The organism is Devosia sp. FKR38 (assembly GCF_005222805.1).
GTDB lineage: Bacteria > Pseudomonadota > Alphaproteobacteria > Rhizobiales > Devosiaceae > Devosia.
Window position 1 is genome coordinate 47,006 of the sequence record NZ_STGC01000005.1, and the last position, 13,940, is coordinate 60,945.

Consider the following 13,940-nt stretch of genomic DNA (forward strand, 5'->3'; position numbering starts at 1 on the left):
CGGAGCCATGCTGGTTCCGCCTCTACAAGGGAGAACTCTCATGAATCGTTGCACCTCGCTCGCTCTTGCTGCCTCGCTGCTCACCGCCGTCGCTGGCCTGTCTGTTCAGGGCGCCACCGCCCAGGACGCCACCGAAAAATGCTATGGCGTCGCCCTTGCCGGGCAGAATGACTGCGCCGCCGGCCCCGGCACCACCTGTGCCGGCACGTCGGTGATCGACTATCAGGGCAATGCCTGGAAGGCCGTTCCGGCCGGTACCTGCCTGACCATGTCGTTTGATGGCGGCCGCACCGGTTCGCTGGAAGCCCTCGATCGCGACCTGCCCAAGGCCTGATCCTCATCACGTCCACAGCGCCGGAGATCCGTGCCCTCGGGTCTCCGGTCCTGTGCCAAAGGGAGAACGCCTATGGACGCCCAGCGTTTGCCTTGCCGCGCCGGTCTTGGACTCAAGCCGCAGCACTATGCCGACATTCTCGACGGCAAACCCGACATCGGCTTTTTTGAGGTCCACGCCGAGAACTACATGGGCGCCGGTGGGCCGCCACATCGCTATCTTGCCGCCATTGTCGAACGCTATCCACTGTCACTGCATGGCGTTGGCCTGTCCATCGGCGGCGAGGGCGCGCTCAATGGCGACCATCTCCACCGGCTGCGGGGGCTGATTGACCGCTACCAGCCGCAATCCTTCTCCGAACATCTGGCCTGGTCTTCGCATGGAGAGACGAGCCTGAACGACCTGCTGCCGCTGCCCTATACCGAGGCGACGCTGGACCGGGTCGTCGCCCATGTCGACACCGTCCAGCAGGCGCTGGGACGGTCCATGCTGCTGGAAAATCCGTCCACCTATGTCCTGTTTGCCGAAAGCACGATCGACGAGATCGACTTTCTTGCCGCTATTGCGCAGAGAACCGGCTGCGGGCTGTTGCTGGACGTTAACAATGTCATGGTGTCCTCGGTCAATCATGGCCTCGACCCCTACACCTATATCGACCGGTTCCCGGTCCAGGCGGTGGGGGAAATCCATCTGGCCGGCTATGACGAGACCACGGACGCCGCGGGCGAACGACTGCTGATCGACGCGCATGGGTCGCGGGTCAGTCCGGATGTCTTTGCACTGTTTCGGCACGCGCTGGGCCGAACAGGTCCGGTGCCCACGCTGGTCGAATGGGACAACAATGTCCCCGCCTTCGCCGTGCTGGCCGATGAGGCCCGCATTGTCGACCTGGCCATTGCCGAAGCCAGAGCGCCCGGCGACCGGCGGGAGCGCGTGGCATGACCAATCCGCCCGTCGGCCAGTCCGATTTTGTTGCTGCCCTCGTCGATCCCGCAAAAGCGGTGCCCCCCGGCATCATCTCCCATCGCGGCGACAGCGACGCCAAGCGCTTTGCGGTCTATCGCAACAATGTCCATGTCGGACTGGTTGGCGTGCTGGCCGCCAAATATCCGGTGTGTCGCCAATTGGTAGGAGAGGCGTTCTTCACCGCCATGGCGCGCCTCTATGTTGCTGACCACAAGCCTTTCTCCCCGATCATGATGCTGTATGGCGCCGATTTCTGCGACTTCATTGGCGGTTTTGCGCCGGCGCAGTCCGTGCCCTATCTCGGGGACATGGCCGCGCTCGAAGAGGCCTGGAGCGTCGCCTACCATGCAGCCGATGACAGCCCGCTTGCCCTGGCCGAGATCGCCGCTTTCGACCCCGAGGTCTTGCCAGACCTCACCCTGACGCGCCACCCGGCCACCGGTCTGCTCCGCTCTGCCCATCCGATTGGCTCGATCTGGTCTGCCCATCAGGCGCCGGGCGTCCCTGTGCGCCCGGGCGCTGAGGCGGTGCTGATCACGCGCCCCACCCTGGATGTCAAGGTGACGGCTATCCCGGTTGCGGACGCCGCCTTCGCGCAGGACCTGTTGCAGGGCTTGCCCATCGGCGAGGCCGTGGAGCGCACGCTGGCACACCATTCCGGATTTGATTTTGGACGCGCGATAGCGGGGCTCTGTTCGCTGGGCGCTTTTTCCCAGGCAGTTTTGCCTTAGGACGCGGGACGATCATGCTGCACACTATCGGACGCCTCTATCAACTCGGCGATCGGCTGATTGCCGCCATCCCCGCTTCCCTGGGCCTGCTGGCGCTGCGCTTTGCGCTGGCCATCCCCTTCTGGCGGTCGGGCATGACCAAATGGGAGGGGTTCCTCAAGCTGTCGAGCGGCGCGCGCTACCTGTTCGAGCAGGAGTTCAAGCTGCATGTTTTCGGTCAGGCCATTGCCTATCCCTTTCCGCTCACCGCCGCCGTTCTGGCCGGGCTGGGCGAGGTCATCCTGCCGGTGCTGCTGGTCCTGGGGCTGGGCACGCGCTTTGCGGCTCTGGGCATTGTGCTGATGACGCTGGTGATCCAGCTCACCATCCCTGATGGCCTGATCAACTTCCACCTGCCCTGGGCCGCCATGGCCCTCGCCCTGATGGCCAGCGGGGGTGGACTACTTTCGGTCGATGCCCTCTTTGCATCTAGGCTGCGACAGGCCCAAGCGCCGTCAGGCCGAAACGAAATCGCACCATGAGTGATCCTTGGGCGGAGCAGTTCGGTTCCGAAATCTCTTGAGCCAGGGCGCCGAGGACGCACCCAAGTCTGCTTTGCTCTTCCCCTCGCCAAAATCGGCCAGGCCGCTCGGGGCCCATTTCAGTCATTCAGCAGGACCCGGGCAACGGCAAGAAGGGGGCCGTATCCGGCCTGTCCATTCTTGGCGGTGAGCTAAGAAAGGCAGACATCGGATGGGAAACGATCCCTGCGGGTTTCGGGGCTGAACTCGGGCCGACAGCTTTGCGTTGACAGGGGCCAACAGCGGGCATCGGCCCAGCTCGATAACCTCCGGCGTACCACGGGCTGGTTGGTGCGGGCCCCGGTTGGGCCCGCACCCTTACGCGCAGGACCAGACGCGGCGTTTGACGTAGTTGTCACCGACCCGCACGGTGACGGTGCGCAGCCAGCAATCATTGCTATTACCCTCGATGACAACGACGCGGCGCTGCGCCGAAGGCGGCGGCAGGTATGGATCGATAATGATCACGCGGTCCTGGGAGCGGTGAACATCGACGACCACGTCACCGGCCTGGGCCGGTACCACCAGCAGGCAAGAAAGGGCGAAAAGAGGGACGAGTGCGGCCTTTTGCATGGAGACCTCCTTTGGGGTTGCCAGACTGATACGGAGGGCTTCAGCCATTTCCTTCGGGGCTTTTTGTCGGCGGAGAGGAGAAGGAAAGCGTCGACGGCTGCGTAGAACCGGCATCGAGCAGGCGGCAGGTGACCGCTGCTCCAGACACGAGGTTCCGATGCGTAAATTCCTTGTCTCCAGCCTTCTGGCCACGCTTGCGCTCGCCCCTGGCGCAGCACGAGCCGCCGACCTGAACATGCCCGCCATTCCCCAGTTCAATGCCGCCGAGATCTATGCCGCCGATACGCGGATGGACTGGTCCGGCTTCTATGCTGGGTTCAATGCCGGCTATGGCTTCGGCCACGAGGACCCCGTGGATCTGCAGGCCTTTCCGGACCGCGATCCGCTGACGGTTGGCGGCGTCACCGCGGAAGGCTGGCTCGGCGGGGTTCAGGCTGGCTACAACGTCCAGTCCGGCAATCTGGTGTTCGGTCTTGAGGCCGATGTGCAGGGCACCGATTACGGCGGCTCGGGGGTGGCAACGGTGGACGGCGTCACCGCCAACGCGACCACCGAAGTAGGCTGGTTCGGCACTGTGCGGCCACGCATAGGCTATGCCATGGGCGACGCCCTGATCTATGCGACGGGCGGCCTGGCCTTTGGCGGTCTTGATGCCACCATCGATGCCACCGGCATCCTGGGCTACAACGGCACGATCGCAACGCTCGATGAGCTGGCCTGGGGCTATGCAGTGGGCGCTGGCGCCGAGTATGCGATTACCGACCAGATTTCGATCAAGAGCGAATACCAGTTCGTGCAATTGCGGGCGGACGCCACCGGTACGCTGCTCGATGCCTCCGGCGTCGATACCGGCGTGGTCGGCTCGAGCCGGGTGCGCTCCAACATGCACGCCGTCAAGGTCGGTCTCAACTTCCACTTCTAGGCCAAGTGGGGCCGGCGCGCCGGCCCTCACCCCTTTATGCGGCCATCCTCCATCTGGATGACGCGGTCGAACAGGTCGAGGCTACGCTGGTCATGCGTGACAACCAGCGCAGCCGCGCCATTCCTGCGAGCCGCATCCCGTAGCAATTCCAGCGCCTGACGGCCGCGGACACTGTCCAGCGCCGCGGTTGGTTCGTCCGCCAGGATCAGGGCCGGCCTCGTCGCGAGGGCCCGGCCGATGGCGACGCGCTGTTGTTCGCCACCTGACAGGCGCCTGGGCAGTTGATCAGCCCGATGCGCCAAGTCCAGTTCCGCCAGCACAGATCGGGAGAGGGTCCGCCGCTTGCGCGGCGCCATGTCGTTGATCTCGAGCACGACCTCGATGTTCTCGCTGGCGGTGAGGAAGGGGATGAGGTTCGGCTTTTGGAACACGAAGCCGACGCCGCGCCGCCTGATGGCCCGCAGCTCTGCCGCCGAAAGGTCGGCCAGCGACAGCGGCAGCCCGCCCAGTTCTATAGCGCCTGTACTGGGTGGCTCCAACATGCCAGCGATCATCAGCAGAGTGGATTTGCCGCAGCCGCTTGGACCCATCAGCGCCGAGAACTCTCCCTCGGCAAGGTCGAGATCGACGCCCTTGAGCACCGGCACCAGCGTGTCGCCACTGCGGAAGGTCTTTTCGATACCGGAGAGGCGCAGAGCAAATGCACTCATGAGAGGATCTCCTGCGCCCGGACGCGCGAAGCCTTCCAGATGCCGATGGCGCTGCCGGCCAACCCGGTCAGCAGCACGGCGCCGCCAACCAGAACCAGATCGAGCGGCTGCAGCAGCACCCGGCGCGGGAACAGCGGGACCAGCAGTTGCTGCAGCGCCAGTCCGGCAAGAATGCCCAGCACCGCTAGCAGCGCCGCCTGCGACACGATGAGGCCGGCAACCATGCCGGGCGAGGCGCCGACCAGCTTGAGCAGGGCAATGGTGTGCTGCTTATCCAGCGTCATGGTGTAGATGGTCAGGGTAACCACCACAGCGGTGATGACCGTCAACAGGCCGGAAAAGATCAGGATCTGCAAGCGCATGCGCGACAGGCGGCCGTCGATGATGACCTGCTTGTGCTGTTCGGATGTGAGGGCCTCAAAGTCGCCCAGGCTCCGGATCCGTTCGGCCGTTGCGACGGGGCTGGCCCAGAGGTGGCGGTCGACAAGGACGGCGGAAATCGTGCGTGCCGTTGGCCAGAGCAGTTCGGGGTCGCTTACCCCGGCAGCTTGGCGACCGCTGGAGGGCTGCGCCCGAATGGCGTCGAAATCCTGGCTGGAGACGACGATGATCGGCTCGCCATTTGTTTCGACCAGGCCCTGTGTCCAGCCGACAACCTGCACCGTCTCGGTGCCCAGTTCAATGCTGCTCCCCAAGGGAATGCCGCTGGAGCGGTCGACCAACGCCTCTCCGCGCAGCGCTGCCAACGACCGCCCCTTGATCAGCGGCAACCAGGAATGCCCCTCGCTGGGATAGTCCATGGCCAGCACGGCCACATTGACACTCTTGCCATCGACGGTGAGCTGCTGGGACAGCAGGTCGAAGCGGCGCGCATCGGCCACGCCCTCTACGGCGCGCACCATTTCGACGGTTTCGGCGCCGACCTGGGAGGCATCGACCAGCGGCCCTTCGGTGCCCTCCTCGAAGACCCAGAGGTCTGCTTCGACCCGGTCGACCAGGTTCAGCGAGTCGGCGACAACGCCGTTATAGATGCCGTTGATAGTCAGGGTCCCGGCGGTCAGCAGGCCGATGCCCAGCCCCGTCAGCAGGAACTTGATGCCTGAGTGCAGGATATCCTTGATCGCCAGCATCATGGGCCGCTGACCTCGACGCGGCGCCAGCGCCGCAGGCCGTCTCCGTCGATCACGACGTCGCCCGGCTCCAGGCCTGCCGTGACAGCAACGGCGTCACCGCCGACCTCGCCCAGGCGGATGGCCCGGCGCTCGGCGCGGTCCGCGGTGGAAACAAAGACGAAGGCATCCTCGCCATCCCATTGCACCATGCTGGTTGGGACGGCGATCGCTATGCTGCTTCCGGTCTTGATGGTCACGTCGGCCCGCTGACCGATGGCCCAGGCGGAGGGAATCGATTGCAGGGTCAGAAGGGCCTTGGCCTGCCGCGTGTCCGGAACGAGGCGGCGCTCGATGGAGGCGACGCGGGCCTGCTCGATGTGCCCGGCAGCGGCGCGGAAGGTCACCGAAGCCGGCTGGCCTATTTGCAGACTAGCCAGGGCCTGCTCGTCGAGCCGCACCTCAATTGCCAGTTGGCCGGGATCGGCCAGGCTTATCACTGGCGTGCCGGCCGCCAGCACATCCCCGACGCTGACATGGACCGCCGTCACCACGCCGGCAAAGGGGGCAGTGAGCTGGGTGCGCCCATAGGCGGCCTCGGCGTCGCTGACGCCGGCGACGGCTACCGTTATGTCGGCCTCGGCCGTGACAAGACCGCTTTGCGCCGACGAGAAATTTGCTTCGGCCCCGGCCAGCGCATCCTGTGCCATGGCCAGATCGCTGTCGCTGATAGTGCCGGCCTCATGCAGTGCCCGGCGACGTGCGAAGGTGACGCTGGCCCGGCTCATACTGTCCTGGGCCGCCTTGAAGGTGTTCTCCGCCAGGACCAGCCGTGCAGCGGCGCTGGTCTGGCGGGCATGCGCCGACTGGATAGCGGCACGGGCACTGGTGTCGTCCAGCTCAGCGATGAGCTCGCCCGGCTGGACCGACTGGCCAACCTCGACGCTGATGCCGGTGATGCGCCCAGACATTTCCGGCCCGATCTCGGCCTGTTGGCGGGAGACCAGGTAGCCCGGCGCGGTGACAATGCTCGAGAATGGCGCCGCGGCCACCGGAACCGCCTGTACCACCAAAGGCCGCTCCATGGCCCACCACCAGAGACCTGCGGCGCCAGCGGCAATAGCCAGCGTCGCCAGAGCAAGCCCGATGCCACGGCGTCGCGGCCTGGCATTGGGCTGGGGCGGCTGAATATCGCGGCGCGGGCCAGGTGCAGGCGGATTGAGGAAGCGCTCATGGTCGTCCAGTTTGGTGATATTGGTCACTGTCTGCATTCCTGTTCGCTGAGATACGTTGCGACTGCCATTTTCCTTCGAAGGAAAGCGGCCATCCCGGCGTACAGGGGAGGAGAAGGACAGCGGGGCTCGTCATGGACGACGTCAGCACGAGCGATGAGGCGCTTGTCGCCGAGGTGGCAGGCGGCAGTCAGCGCGCCCTGCGCCTGCTGATGGATCGGCACATGGCACGCGCCATCCGGCTGGCGGATCGGATGTCCGGCAACACCAGCCATGGTGACGAGATCGGCCAGGAGGCTTTCGTGCGGGTGTGGCACCATGCTCGCCGCTTCGACCCCGGCCGCGCGCGGTTTAGCACCTGGCTGTACCAGATCGTGGTCAATCTCGCCCTGGACCGGCGCCGCCGCCGCCAGCATGCGCCGCTCGAATATGCCCAGCACGTCGCCTCGGCAGAGGAATCGGGCGAGGATAGGCTGCTGCGGAACGAGCGCGATCAGCTGGCGGCGGCGGCGCTGGCGACATTGCCGGAGCGACAGCGCGCGGCGATCGCGCTGTTCTACTATGAAGGCCTGAGCGGGCGGGAGGGGGCGGCGGTGCTGGACGTTTCGGAAAAGAGCTTTGAATCGCTGCTGTCGCGCGGCCGCGCCGCCTGCCGACAGTTCGTCGCTGAACAGGCGCGCAAAAATGGAGAAGATAAATGACCAGGGAAGAGTTTGAAGCCAATGTCGCGGCCTATGGAGCGCAGCTGCATCGCTGGCCCGAACAGCGGCACCAGGCGGCCCTGACGGTAGCCGGCGAGCCCTGGGCGCAACAAATGTTGGCGGAGGCCGCGGGGCTTGATCTCCTGCTGAGCGGCCCCGGCCAGGTTGATCCAGCACGTGTCGGCAGAGCAATAGGGGGTGTGACAGGACGTATTGCAGCACGGCCGGCATGGCGCATCACATGGCAGCAGTGGCTGGCGCCGGTGACCGGCTTTATCACCGCCGGAGTGCTGGGTGTTGTGGTGGGCGTCGCTATCACGCCGCAACCGCAGCCCGAACTTGTCGCCGTCGGCCAGCTCTTCGCCGCCGCTATGTCTTACAGCGACTCGGCATTGTTGCAAGGCCTGGGAGGCTGACCATGTCGCGCATTCGCATCCTGGCCATCGTGCTCATGCTGTCACTGGTGGGTAACGCCTTTGCCATTGGCCTCGGGCTAACGCTGAGCAGTCGGACACCCGCTGTCATCCGTCTGATCGAGCCGGTACCGGCTGAACTGGCCGAGCGTGTGGCCGCGATGCTGCCAGCCCCTGCCGCGGACGAGCTGCGTGCCCGGCTGACCGCGATGGAGGGGGTCATAGCCGACCACCGTGCTCGCTATCGACAGGTGCTCGTTGACGTGGCGTTGGTACTGGGGACGGAAACGGTCGATGTCGATGCTCTGACTGAAACGATCACTGCTGCCCGCAAGGAACGTGCTGCCATCGGGGACCAACTGACCCAGGCGTTTGCCCAAACTGCTGCCACCCTGCCGCTGGAAACCCGCCGCCGGCTGGTCGAACGATTTCTCGCTCAGCAGTGACGAAGGAAAGTGTCCTCACGGCCGTATCATCGGGGAATTCAATCCCGAGGAGTTGTGGATGACTGTGCCCATGAACAAGCGTTTCTTCACAGGTGCGTGTCGCGCCTATGGCTTCGCCTTATTTGCATTGCTCGCCAGCGCGCCGGCTGCGCTGGCGCAGCAGTCGCAGTCGCAGACGCAGCCGCCCAGTCCCGAGCAGAAGGAGGCCTGCATGCAGGATTTCCGTCGCCTGTGCCCAGGCACCATGCCCGGTGGCGGCCGCGTTAAGCAGTGCTTCGCCGACCACTATGAGCAACTCTCGCCGCTCTGCCAGGCGGCGTTTGACGCATCGGCCACGGCGGGCTGACCAGACTCCGCTCACTCCAAGTATTGCGTGGCGGTTTCCAGGGTCGTTGCCGGGCAACGACCCTGGTATGACAGAACCCGCCGACCCGAGATCGACCCAACTGCAGACGTCCGGCCGCCGTGACGTGCATGCAAGTACTGACATGCCTTTCGGAAAATGACTTTAGACGAGACGGAAGAACGCATTCTCAAGGCTGTGCTGGCGGTGGCCGAACAAACTGGGTTTAGCGCCTAGACCACGAAGCGCGTCGCGACCACCGCGGGCGTCAACGAGACCACCCTGTTGCGACGCTTCAGCTCAAAGCGGCGCTGTTGGCGGCGGTGTTCGAGCACGAGTCCAGCTGCATCGGCGGCGAACTGGGCGTTCATATCGGTGACGTCCGCGCCGACCTGCTGTGCATCACCAACGCGTTGTGGGGTGGCTGAACCCGCCGCAGTGATCATTCCGGCATCAGCGCGGCCAGGGGATAGTAGTGCTTTGCGCCGGACAAGCCTGTGCCATGTGGAACAGGGCATGCCGAGAGCGCAATCCGAGGTCGTTGCACTATTCGCCATATGCCGTGCCAGCGGAACAGCCCGGTTGCCCTCGGCTCGCGCAGTGGCCGCCCATCCGGGTGTTGAGCCCAGACTCAAAGCGAAGTGAACCCATGACGGCTGTGGGGCATTGCGATGGGCCACGCAACTGGCCGAACTGGGGTCGGAAACCGCCGGGCAGCAACGCGCCCCAGCTAGGCCGTTCAGTGCATTTTCCTGAAAGCGGACATCGCCGCCGGGCCCCGGGCACGACCAGATGGGGCTAGAAAGCGGTCTTTCCTGTCGCGAGCCAGTGACCGCAGCCTGGGGCCAGAAGCGCTCTCCCAGCAACTTGATTTCTGCGGTCGAATCGCGGAGTTTTGCCACGCTTTCGGTTCCGCCAGATGCGCGGATTAAAAGGGAACACGGTGCGGATTACCCATCAGGGGCCAAAACCGTGGCTGCCCTCGCAACTGTAAGCGGCAAGTGACCGGCACATCGCCACTGATCCGAAAGGGTTGGGAAGGCTGCCAGAAACGATTGAGCCGCGAGCCAGGAGACCTGCCAGGAGCGCAAAACCATGTAGCCGGGCGAGGTGTCCCGGCAGGGGGCGCGATTGAGACCTGACACGGATTCCGTGGCACAGGCGACATATGGGCCTTCTCCTGTTGGGAGAAGGTCAGATGGTTCGACCTGACGCCGTTATCGTCTGCATTAGCCAGCAGCATCTGAGTGCAGCGCGGCAGCGCGAACTGGCCGCCTTGGTGGCTGAAGCGTCGCCGGTTGCGGCCAGGCTGGTGCGCCTTGAAGGCACCGGCCCGCACCTGGGCGATGCGCTCGACCAATTGGTGGCCGAGGGCCACCGGACTATCCTGGTGCAGCCGCTCGGGCTGCCGTTTTCGCAGAGCCTTGCGGCCTGGCTGCCGGGCGTTTTGGCGCACTGGCAGCAGGATCGGCAGCGGCCGGATGTGACGCTGCTGCTGGGGCCCGATCAGGCCATTGCCGACCACACGATCCGCGACATTGTCCGCGCGGCGGTGACGGCCGAGGCCGCCGCACCCATCACAGCAGAGCAGAAACCCAGCCTGGGCAAGCCGGGTTGGAACCAGCCGCCGCCGTTCCGTCACCACCTGATCGTCTGCACCGGCCCACGCTGCCACTTCCGCGGGGCGCCGAACCTCAAGCTCGCCCTCAATGAAGAACTGGCCCGCTCCGGCCTCGGCGGCGAATGCCTCGTGGCCACGTCTGGCTGCCTCTATCCGTGCAACCAGGGCCCGCTGCTCGCCGCCTATCCGCGCGGCGAGTGGTACCGGCTGCTCGACCGCGAGGCCGTCGCCCGCTTTGTCGAAACCGTCATCGGTCGGGGCAAGCCCATCCCCGAACTCATCGTTCATCGCGTCGCGCCTCTCGGAGCCACCCGGAGCGATGTCATGTCCTCAAAAGGAGAAAACCAATGAAGCTCAAATCCCTCTTGGTCGCGGCAGTGTTTGCCGCGCTGCCCGCGCTGGCGATTGCGCAGTCGACAACCTACCCGCTCACGATCCAGAACGGCGACACAACGCTGGTCTTCGAGAAGGCGCCCGAGCGCGCCGTAACCCTGAACGGCCACGTCACCGAATTGGCGCTGGCGCTTGGCCTGGCCCCCAAGATGGTAGGGACGGCCTATCTCAACCACCCGATCCTGCCTGAGCTCAAGGCCGACTATGACCAGATCCCGATCCTTTCGGACGGCACCGGCTCGCCCGCGCTCGAAGTGGTGCTGGGGACCAGTCCCGACTTTGCGTTCGGTCGCCTGAGCGCCTTCCGCGACACCGCTGTGGCGCCGGTTGAAAAGCTCAAGGAACTCGGCATCAACGCCTATGTGGTCAAGGGCACGCTGATCAAGGGCGCGACCATGGCCGATGTCTACGAGGACATCGGCAATCTTGGCCTCATCTTCGATATCCAGCCCGCTGCGAGCGCACTGATCGACAGGCTCAAGAGCGAGATCGCCGAAGTCACCGACAAGGTGGCAGCGGCCGGTAAGCCCAAGGTCAAGGTGCTGGTCTATGACAGCGGCGAGGACGCGATCTACACCACCGGCAAGGCGTTGCAGACGCACCTGATCGAACTGGCCGGCGGAGAAAATGTCTTTGCCGACATCGACGAGACCTGGTCGAATGTGAGCTGGGAAGAGGCCGTGGCGCGCGCGCCCGAAGTCATCGTCATCAACGATTACGGCCAGACCAGCGCGGACGCCAAGATCGCGCTGCTCAAGGGCAATCCGGCACTGGCCAGCATGCCGGCGATCCAGAACGATCGTTTCGTCGTCCTGCCGCTGCCCTCGGCTTTCGAGGGCGTGCGCAACCCTGCCGCAGTCCGCACCTTGGCAGCCGGGTTCTACCCGGAGCTGTTCCAGTGACCACTTTCGCCCCCAACGCTCCCGCCACCTGGCGGGAGCAGCTGCGCCACCTGCCGCTGCTGATTGTCGCCTCGCTTCTGGGGGCCATACTGATCCTGTCGCTGACACTGGCGGTAACCATTGGCCCGGTCGACCTGTCGATGCTGACTGTCTGGCAGATCGCATTGGCAAAGCTCACCGGCACCAGCGGCGACTGGACGCCGGCACAGGAGAACATTGTTGTGCTGCTACGCTCTCCGCGCGTGCTGCTGGCGGCGGTGGTGGGCGGCGGGCTGGCCGCCGTCGGCGTTGCCATGCAGGCGGTGGTCCGCAATCCGTTGGCCGACCCTTATGTGCTGGGCATCTCGTCGGGCGCCTCTGTCGGTGCGGTGCTGGTGCTGGGCACCGGGGCGCTCGGCTTTCTGGGCATCTACGCGGTCTCGGCCGGCGCCTTCGCCGGCGCGGTCGCTTCGTTCACGGTGGTGTTCCTGGTGGCCACGGCTGGTGGGCAGCTCTCGCCGTTGCGCCTGGTACTTGCCGGCATGGCCTGTGGCTACTCCCTCTCAGGTCTGACCAGCCTGATCGTGCTCACCTCCGAGAACCGCGAGTTGGCGCGGACCGCCATGGAGTGGCTGCTCGGCAGTTTGGGAGGCGCGGCGTGGTCCGACCTTGGCCTGCCCGCCGCCGTTTTGCTTGTCGGCACGCTATGGCTCACGCTCAACGGCCGCGCCCTCAATGCGCTGTTGGCTGGTGACGAGACGGCGCGGACGCTCGGGGTCGATGTTGGACGTTTGCGAGTCACACTGTTCATCGTCCTGTCGCTGCTCACCGGCGTGATGGTAGCGGTGTCGGGCGCCATCGGCTTTGTCGGCCTTGTCATCCCCCATGTGGTGCGCATGTTGGTCGGCACCGATCATCGCCGCGTGCTGCCGGTTTCGGTTCTGGTCGGGGCGATCTTCCTGGTCTGGGTCGATGTGGTCGCCCGCATGGCATTTGCGCCGATCGAGCTGCCGGTCGGCGTCATCACCGCGCTGCTGGGCGGCCCCTTCTTCGTATGGATGCTGGCCAGCCAGCGCTTAAAGACGCGAGGCTCCGCATGACTCAGCTTTCCGTTGAAGACCTCACCATCGATATCGAGGGTAAGCGCCTCGTCGATCAGGTTCTGTTCGATGTTCAACCCGGCGAGTTCATCGGGCTCGTCGGTCCGAATGGGTCGGGAAAATCCTCACTGCTACGCGCCATCTACCGGGTGCTGAAACCCGATGCTGGACGCGTGGTGCATCTTGGCGACGATGTCTGGAAACTCTCTGCGCGTGACGCGGCCCGGCGCACTGCCGTGGTGGCGCAGGAGCGCATGGGTGAGTTCGACTTCAGCGTACGTGAACTGGTGCAGATGGGACGCACGCCGCACAAGCGCCTGCTCGATGGCGACAGCCCTGCCGATCACGCAATCGTCGAGCGTTGCCTCGCCGAGGTCGGAATGAGCCACTGCGCCACCCGTTCCTTCTTGACGCTGTCGGGCGGTGAGAAACAGCGCGTATTGGTGGCGCGGGCGCTGGCCCAGCAGGCGCTCTTCCTCGTCCTCGACGAGCCCACCAATCATCTCGACATTCGCCATCAGCTCGAACTGCTCGCACTGATCCGGCGGCTCAAGACGACGACTCTGGCCGCCCTGCACGACCTAAGTCTGGCTGCCCGATACTGTGATCGCCTGTTGCTGATCCACGCCGGTCGTTTGCTGGCGAGTGGTGCGCCAGCCGACGTGCTGACTGCGGAGCGCATCCGCCAGGCCTATGGGGTGCAGGCAACAATATCCCACAGTGCTGGGCGCCTCCGGATAGAGTTCGACCTGGCAGGATGATCGCGGCTTTGGGCCAGCAGCGGACATCTCCAGCATAGAGTGCTTATGACCGAAATGGGGTAGCAAACCGACGGGCAGCAGCGCGCCCCCATTTCGGCTGTTCAGCAGCGCCAGACCGGCTCACAAGAGCAGACACACGCCAGC

Annotated in this window: 18 protein-coding genes and 1 riboswitch; of the genes, 13 read left to right on the forward strand and 5 right to left on the reverse strand. The window is 65.1% G+C overall.

From position 1 onward, the window contains the following. The first annotated feature begins 40 nt into the window (after positions 1 to 40). The 4 genes from E8M79_RS05350 to E8M79_RS05365 all read left to right on the forward strand — a co-directional run bounded on the left by E8M79_RS05350 (position 41) and on the right by E8M79_RS05365 (position 2,552). Entirely contained in the window at positions 41 to 334 is a 294-nt protein-coding gene (locus E8M79_RS05350) for a DUF2282 domain-containing protein (RefSeq protein WP_137150926.1), read from the forward strand. Positions 335 to 406: 72 nt separating this feature from the next. Then, positions 407 to 1,276, forward strand: coding sequence for a DUF692 domain-containing protein (locus tag E8M79_RS05355; protein ID WP_137150927.1), 870 nt, complete (start codon positions 407 to 409; stop codon positions 1,274 to 1,276). After that, entirely contained in the window at positions 1,273 to 2,031 is a 759-nt protein-coding gene (locus E8M79_RS05360; protein WP_137150928.1) for a DNA-binding domain-containing protein, read from the forward strand. The genes E8M79_RS05355 and E8M79_RS05360 overlap by 4 nt, the downstream gene beginning before the upstream one ends. 14 nt (positions 2,032 to 2,045) lie before the next feature. Then, positions 2,046 to 2,552: a DoxX family protein gene (locus tag E8M79_RS05365; protein WP_137150929.1), complete on the forward strand. Its 507-nt coding sequence runs from the start codon at positions 2,046 to 2,048 to the stop codon at positions 2,550 to 2,552. A gap of 357 nt (positions 2,553 to 2,909) precedes the next feature. On the opposite strand, the gene E8M79_RS05370 is transcribed toward E8M79_RS05365, so the two are convergent. Then, positions 2,910 to 3,164, reverse strand: a complete 255-nt coding sequence (locus E8M79_RS05370) for a hypothetical protein (RefSeq protein ID WP_137150930.1) — start codon at positions 3,162 to 3,164, stop codon at positions 2,910 to 2,912. Between the two features lie 157 nt (positions 3,165 to 3,321). On the opposite strand from E8M79_RS05370, the gene E8M79_RS05375 reads away from it, so the two are divergent. Then, entirely contained in the window at positions 3,322 to 4,086 is a 765-nt protein-coding gene (locus tag E8M79_RS05375) for an outer membrane protein (protein ID WP_171015730.1), read from the forward strand. A 26-nt stretch (positions 4,087 to 4,112) separates the two neighbouring features. Here E8M79_RS05375 and E8M79_RS05380 read toward each other — a convergent pair whose 3' ends face one another. The 3 genes from E8M79_RS05380 to E8M79_RS05390 are packed head-to-tail and all read right to left on the reverse strand — an operon-like array spanning position 4,113 to position 7,167. After that, the gene (locus tag E8M79_RS05380) at positions 4,113 to 4,796 is read right to left on the reverse strand and encodes an ABC transporter ATP-binding protein (protein WP_137150932.1); all 684 of its coding nucleotides are present in this window, start codon (positions 4,794 to 4,796) and stop codon (positions 4,113 to 4,115) included. Next, complete coding sequence (locus E8M79_RS05385) at positions 4,793 to 5,929, reverse strand: FtsX-like permease family protein (RefSeq protein WP_137150933.1); 1,137 nt, start codon at positions 5,927 to 5,929, stop codon at positions 4,793 to 4,795. The genes E8M79_RS05380 and E8M79_RS05385 overlap by 4 nt, the downstream gene beginning before the upstream one ends. Then, entirely contained in the window at positions 5,926 to 7,167 is a 1,242-nt protein-coding gene (locus E8M79_RS05390; RefSeq protein ID WP_171015731.1) for an efflux RND transporter periplasmic adaptor subunit, read from the reverse strand. The genes E8M79_RS05385 and E8M79_RS05390 overlap by 4 nt, the downstream gene beginning before the upstream one ends. Before the next feature lie 104 nt (positions 7,168 to 7,271). On the opposite strand from E8M79_RS05390, the gene E8M79_RS05395 reads away from it, so the two are divergent. The 4 genes from E8M79_RS05395 (at position 7,272) to E8M79_RS05405 (ending at position 9,043) form a co-directional block, all read left to right on the forward strand. Continuing rightward, positions 7,272 to 7,838, forward strand: coding sequence for an RNA polymerase sigma factor (locus tag E8M79_RS05395; RefSeq protein WP_137150935.1), 567 nt, complete (start codon positions 7,272 to 7,274; stop codon positions 7,836 to 7,838). After that, entirely contained in the window at positions 7,835 to 8,254 is a 420-nt protein-coding gene (locus E8M79_RS18330; protein ID WP_171015732.1) for a hypothetical protein, read from the forward strand. The genes E8M79_RS05395 and E8M79_RS18330 overlap by 4 nt, the downstream gene beginning before the upstream one ends. Before the next feature lie 2 nt (positions 8,255 to 8,256). Beyond that, positions 8,257 to 8,697, forward strand: a complete 441-nt coding sequence (locus tag E8M79_RS05400) for a periplasmic heavy metal sensor (protein WP_171015733.1) — start codon at positions 8,257 to 8,259, stop codon at positions 8,695 to 8,697. Positions 8,698 to 8,767: 70 nt separating this feature from the next. Beyond that, positions 8,768 to 9,043: a hypothetical protein gene (locus E8M79_RS05405; protein ID WP_248304909.1), complete on the forward strand. Its 276-nt coding sequence runs from the start codon at positions 8,768 to 8,770 to the stop codon at positions 9,041 to 9,043. A 230-nt stretch (positions 9,044 to 9,273) separates the two neighbouring features. Here the strand turns inward: E8M79_RS05405 and E8M79_RS05410 are convergent, their stop codons facing one another. Continuing rightward, positions 9,274 to 9,486, reverse strand: a complete 213-nt coding sequence (locus E8M79_RS05410; protein ID WP_137150938.1) for a hypothetical protein — start codon at positions 9,484 to 9,486, stop codon at positions 9,274 to 9,276. Positions 9,487 to 9,930: 444 nt separating this feature from the next. Beyond that, positions 9,931 to 10,139: riboswitch (cobalamin riboswitch) on the forward strand. A gap of 99 nt (positions 10,140 to 10,238) precedes the next feature. Between E8M79_RS05410 and E8M79_RS18335 the strand changes: the two genes are divergently transcribed. From E8M79_RS18335 to E8M79_RS05425, 4 genes are read left to right on the forward strand one after another with little or no spacing between them, the layout of a single operon-like run. Continuing rightward, the gene (locus E8M79_RS18335) at positions 10,239 to 11,012 is read left to right on the forward strand and encodes a (2Fe-2S) ferredoxin domain-containing protein (protein WP_171015734.1); all 774 of its coding nucleotides are present in this window, start codon (positions 10,239 to 10,241) and stop codon (positions 11,010 to 11,012) included. Then, complete coding sequence (locus E8M79_RS05415) at positions 11,009 to 11,956, forward strand: ABC transporter substrate-binding protein (protein ID WP_171015735.1); 948 nt, start codon at positions 11,009 to 11,011, stop codon at positions 11,954 to 11,956. Before E8M79_RS18335 ends, E8M79_RS05415 begins: the two co-directional genes overlap by 4 nt. Continuing rightward, positions 11,953 to 13,035: an iron ABC transporter permease gene (locus tag E8M79_RS05420; protein ID WP_205747882.1), complete on the forward strand. Its 1,083-nt coding sequence runs from the start codon at positions 11,953 to 11,955 to the stop codon at positions 13,033 to 13,035. The genes E8M79_RS05415 and E8M79_RS05420 overlap by 4 nt, the downstream gene beginning before the upstream one ends. Continuing rightward, a complete protein-coding gene (locus E8M79_RS05425) occupies positions 13,032 to 13,796 on the forward strand; it encodes an ABC transporter ATP-binding protein (RefSeq protein WP_137150940.1) in 765 nt (254 codons plus the stop codon). Before E8M79_RS05420 ends, E8M79_RS05425 begins: the two co-directional genes overlap by 4 nt. Positions 13,797 to 13,940: the final 144 nt, after the last annotated feature.

Coding starts and splice junctions, on each gene's coding strand:
- E8M79_RS05350 (WP_137150926.1), top strand. CDS start 41: ATGAATCGTTGCACCTCGCTCGCTCTTGCTGCCTCGCTGCTCACCGCC.
- E8M79_RS05355 (WP_137150927.1), top strand. CDS start 407: ATGGACGCCCAGCGTTTGCCTTGCCGCGCCGGTCTTGGACTCAAGCCG.
- E8M79_RS05360 (WP_137150928.1), top strand. CDS start 1,273: ATGACCAATCCGCCCGTCGGCCAGTCCGATTTTGTTGCTGCCCTCGTC.
- E8M79_RS05365 (WP_137150929.1), top strand. CDS start 2,046: ATGCTGCACACTATCGGACGCCTCTATCAACTCGGCGATCGGCTGATT.
- E8M79_RS05370 (WP_137150930.1), bottom strand. CDS start 3,164: ATGCAAAAGGCCGCACTCGTCCCTCTTTTCGCCCTTTCTTGCCTGCTG.
- E8M79_RS05375 (WP_171015730.1), top strand. CDS start 3,322: ATGCGTAAATTCCTTGTCTCCAGCCTTCTGGCCACGCTTGCGCTCGCC.
- E8M79_RS05380 (WP_137150932.1), bottom strand. CDS start 4,796: ATGAGTGCATTTGCTCTGCGCCTCTCCGGTATCGAAAAGACCTTCCGC.
- E8M79_RS05385 (WP_137150933.1), bottom strand. CDS start 5,929: ATGATGCTGGCGATCAAGGATATCCTGCACTCAGGCATCAAGTTCCTG.
- E8M79_RS05395 (WP_137150935.1), top strand. CDS start 7,272: ATGGACGACGTCAGCACGAGCGATGAGGCGCTTGTCGCCGAGGTGGCA.
- E8M79_RS18330 (WP_171015732.1), top strand. CDS start 7,835: ATGACCAGGGAAGAGTTTGAAGCCAATGTCGCGGCCTATGGAGCGCAG.
- E8M79_RS05400 (WP_171015733.1), top strand. CDS start 8,257: ATGTCGCGCATTCGCATCCTGGCCATCGTGCTCATGCTGTCACTGGTG.
- E8M79_RS05405 (WP_248304909.1), top strand. CDS start 8,768: ATGAACAAGCGTTTCTTCACAGGTGCGTGTCGCGCCTATGGCTTCGCC.
- E8M79_RS05410 (WP_137150938.1), bottom strand. CDS start 9,486: ATGATCACTGCGGCGGGTTCAGCCACCCCACAACGCGTTGGTGATGCA.
- E8M79_RS18335 (WP_171015734.1), top strand. CDS start 10,239: ATGGTTCGACCTGACGCCGTTATCGTCTGCATTAGCCAGCAGCATCTG.
- E8M79_RS05415 (WP_171015735.1), top strand. CDS start 11,009: ATGAAGCTCAAATCCCTCTTGGTCGCGGCAGTGTTTGCCGCGCTGCCC.
- E8M79_RS05425 (WP_137150940.1), top strand. CDS start 13,032: ATGACTCAGCTTTCCGTTGAAGACCTCACCATCGATATCGAGGGTAAG.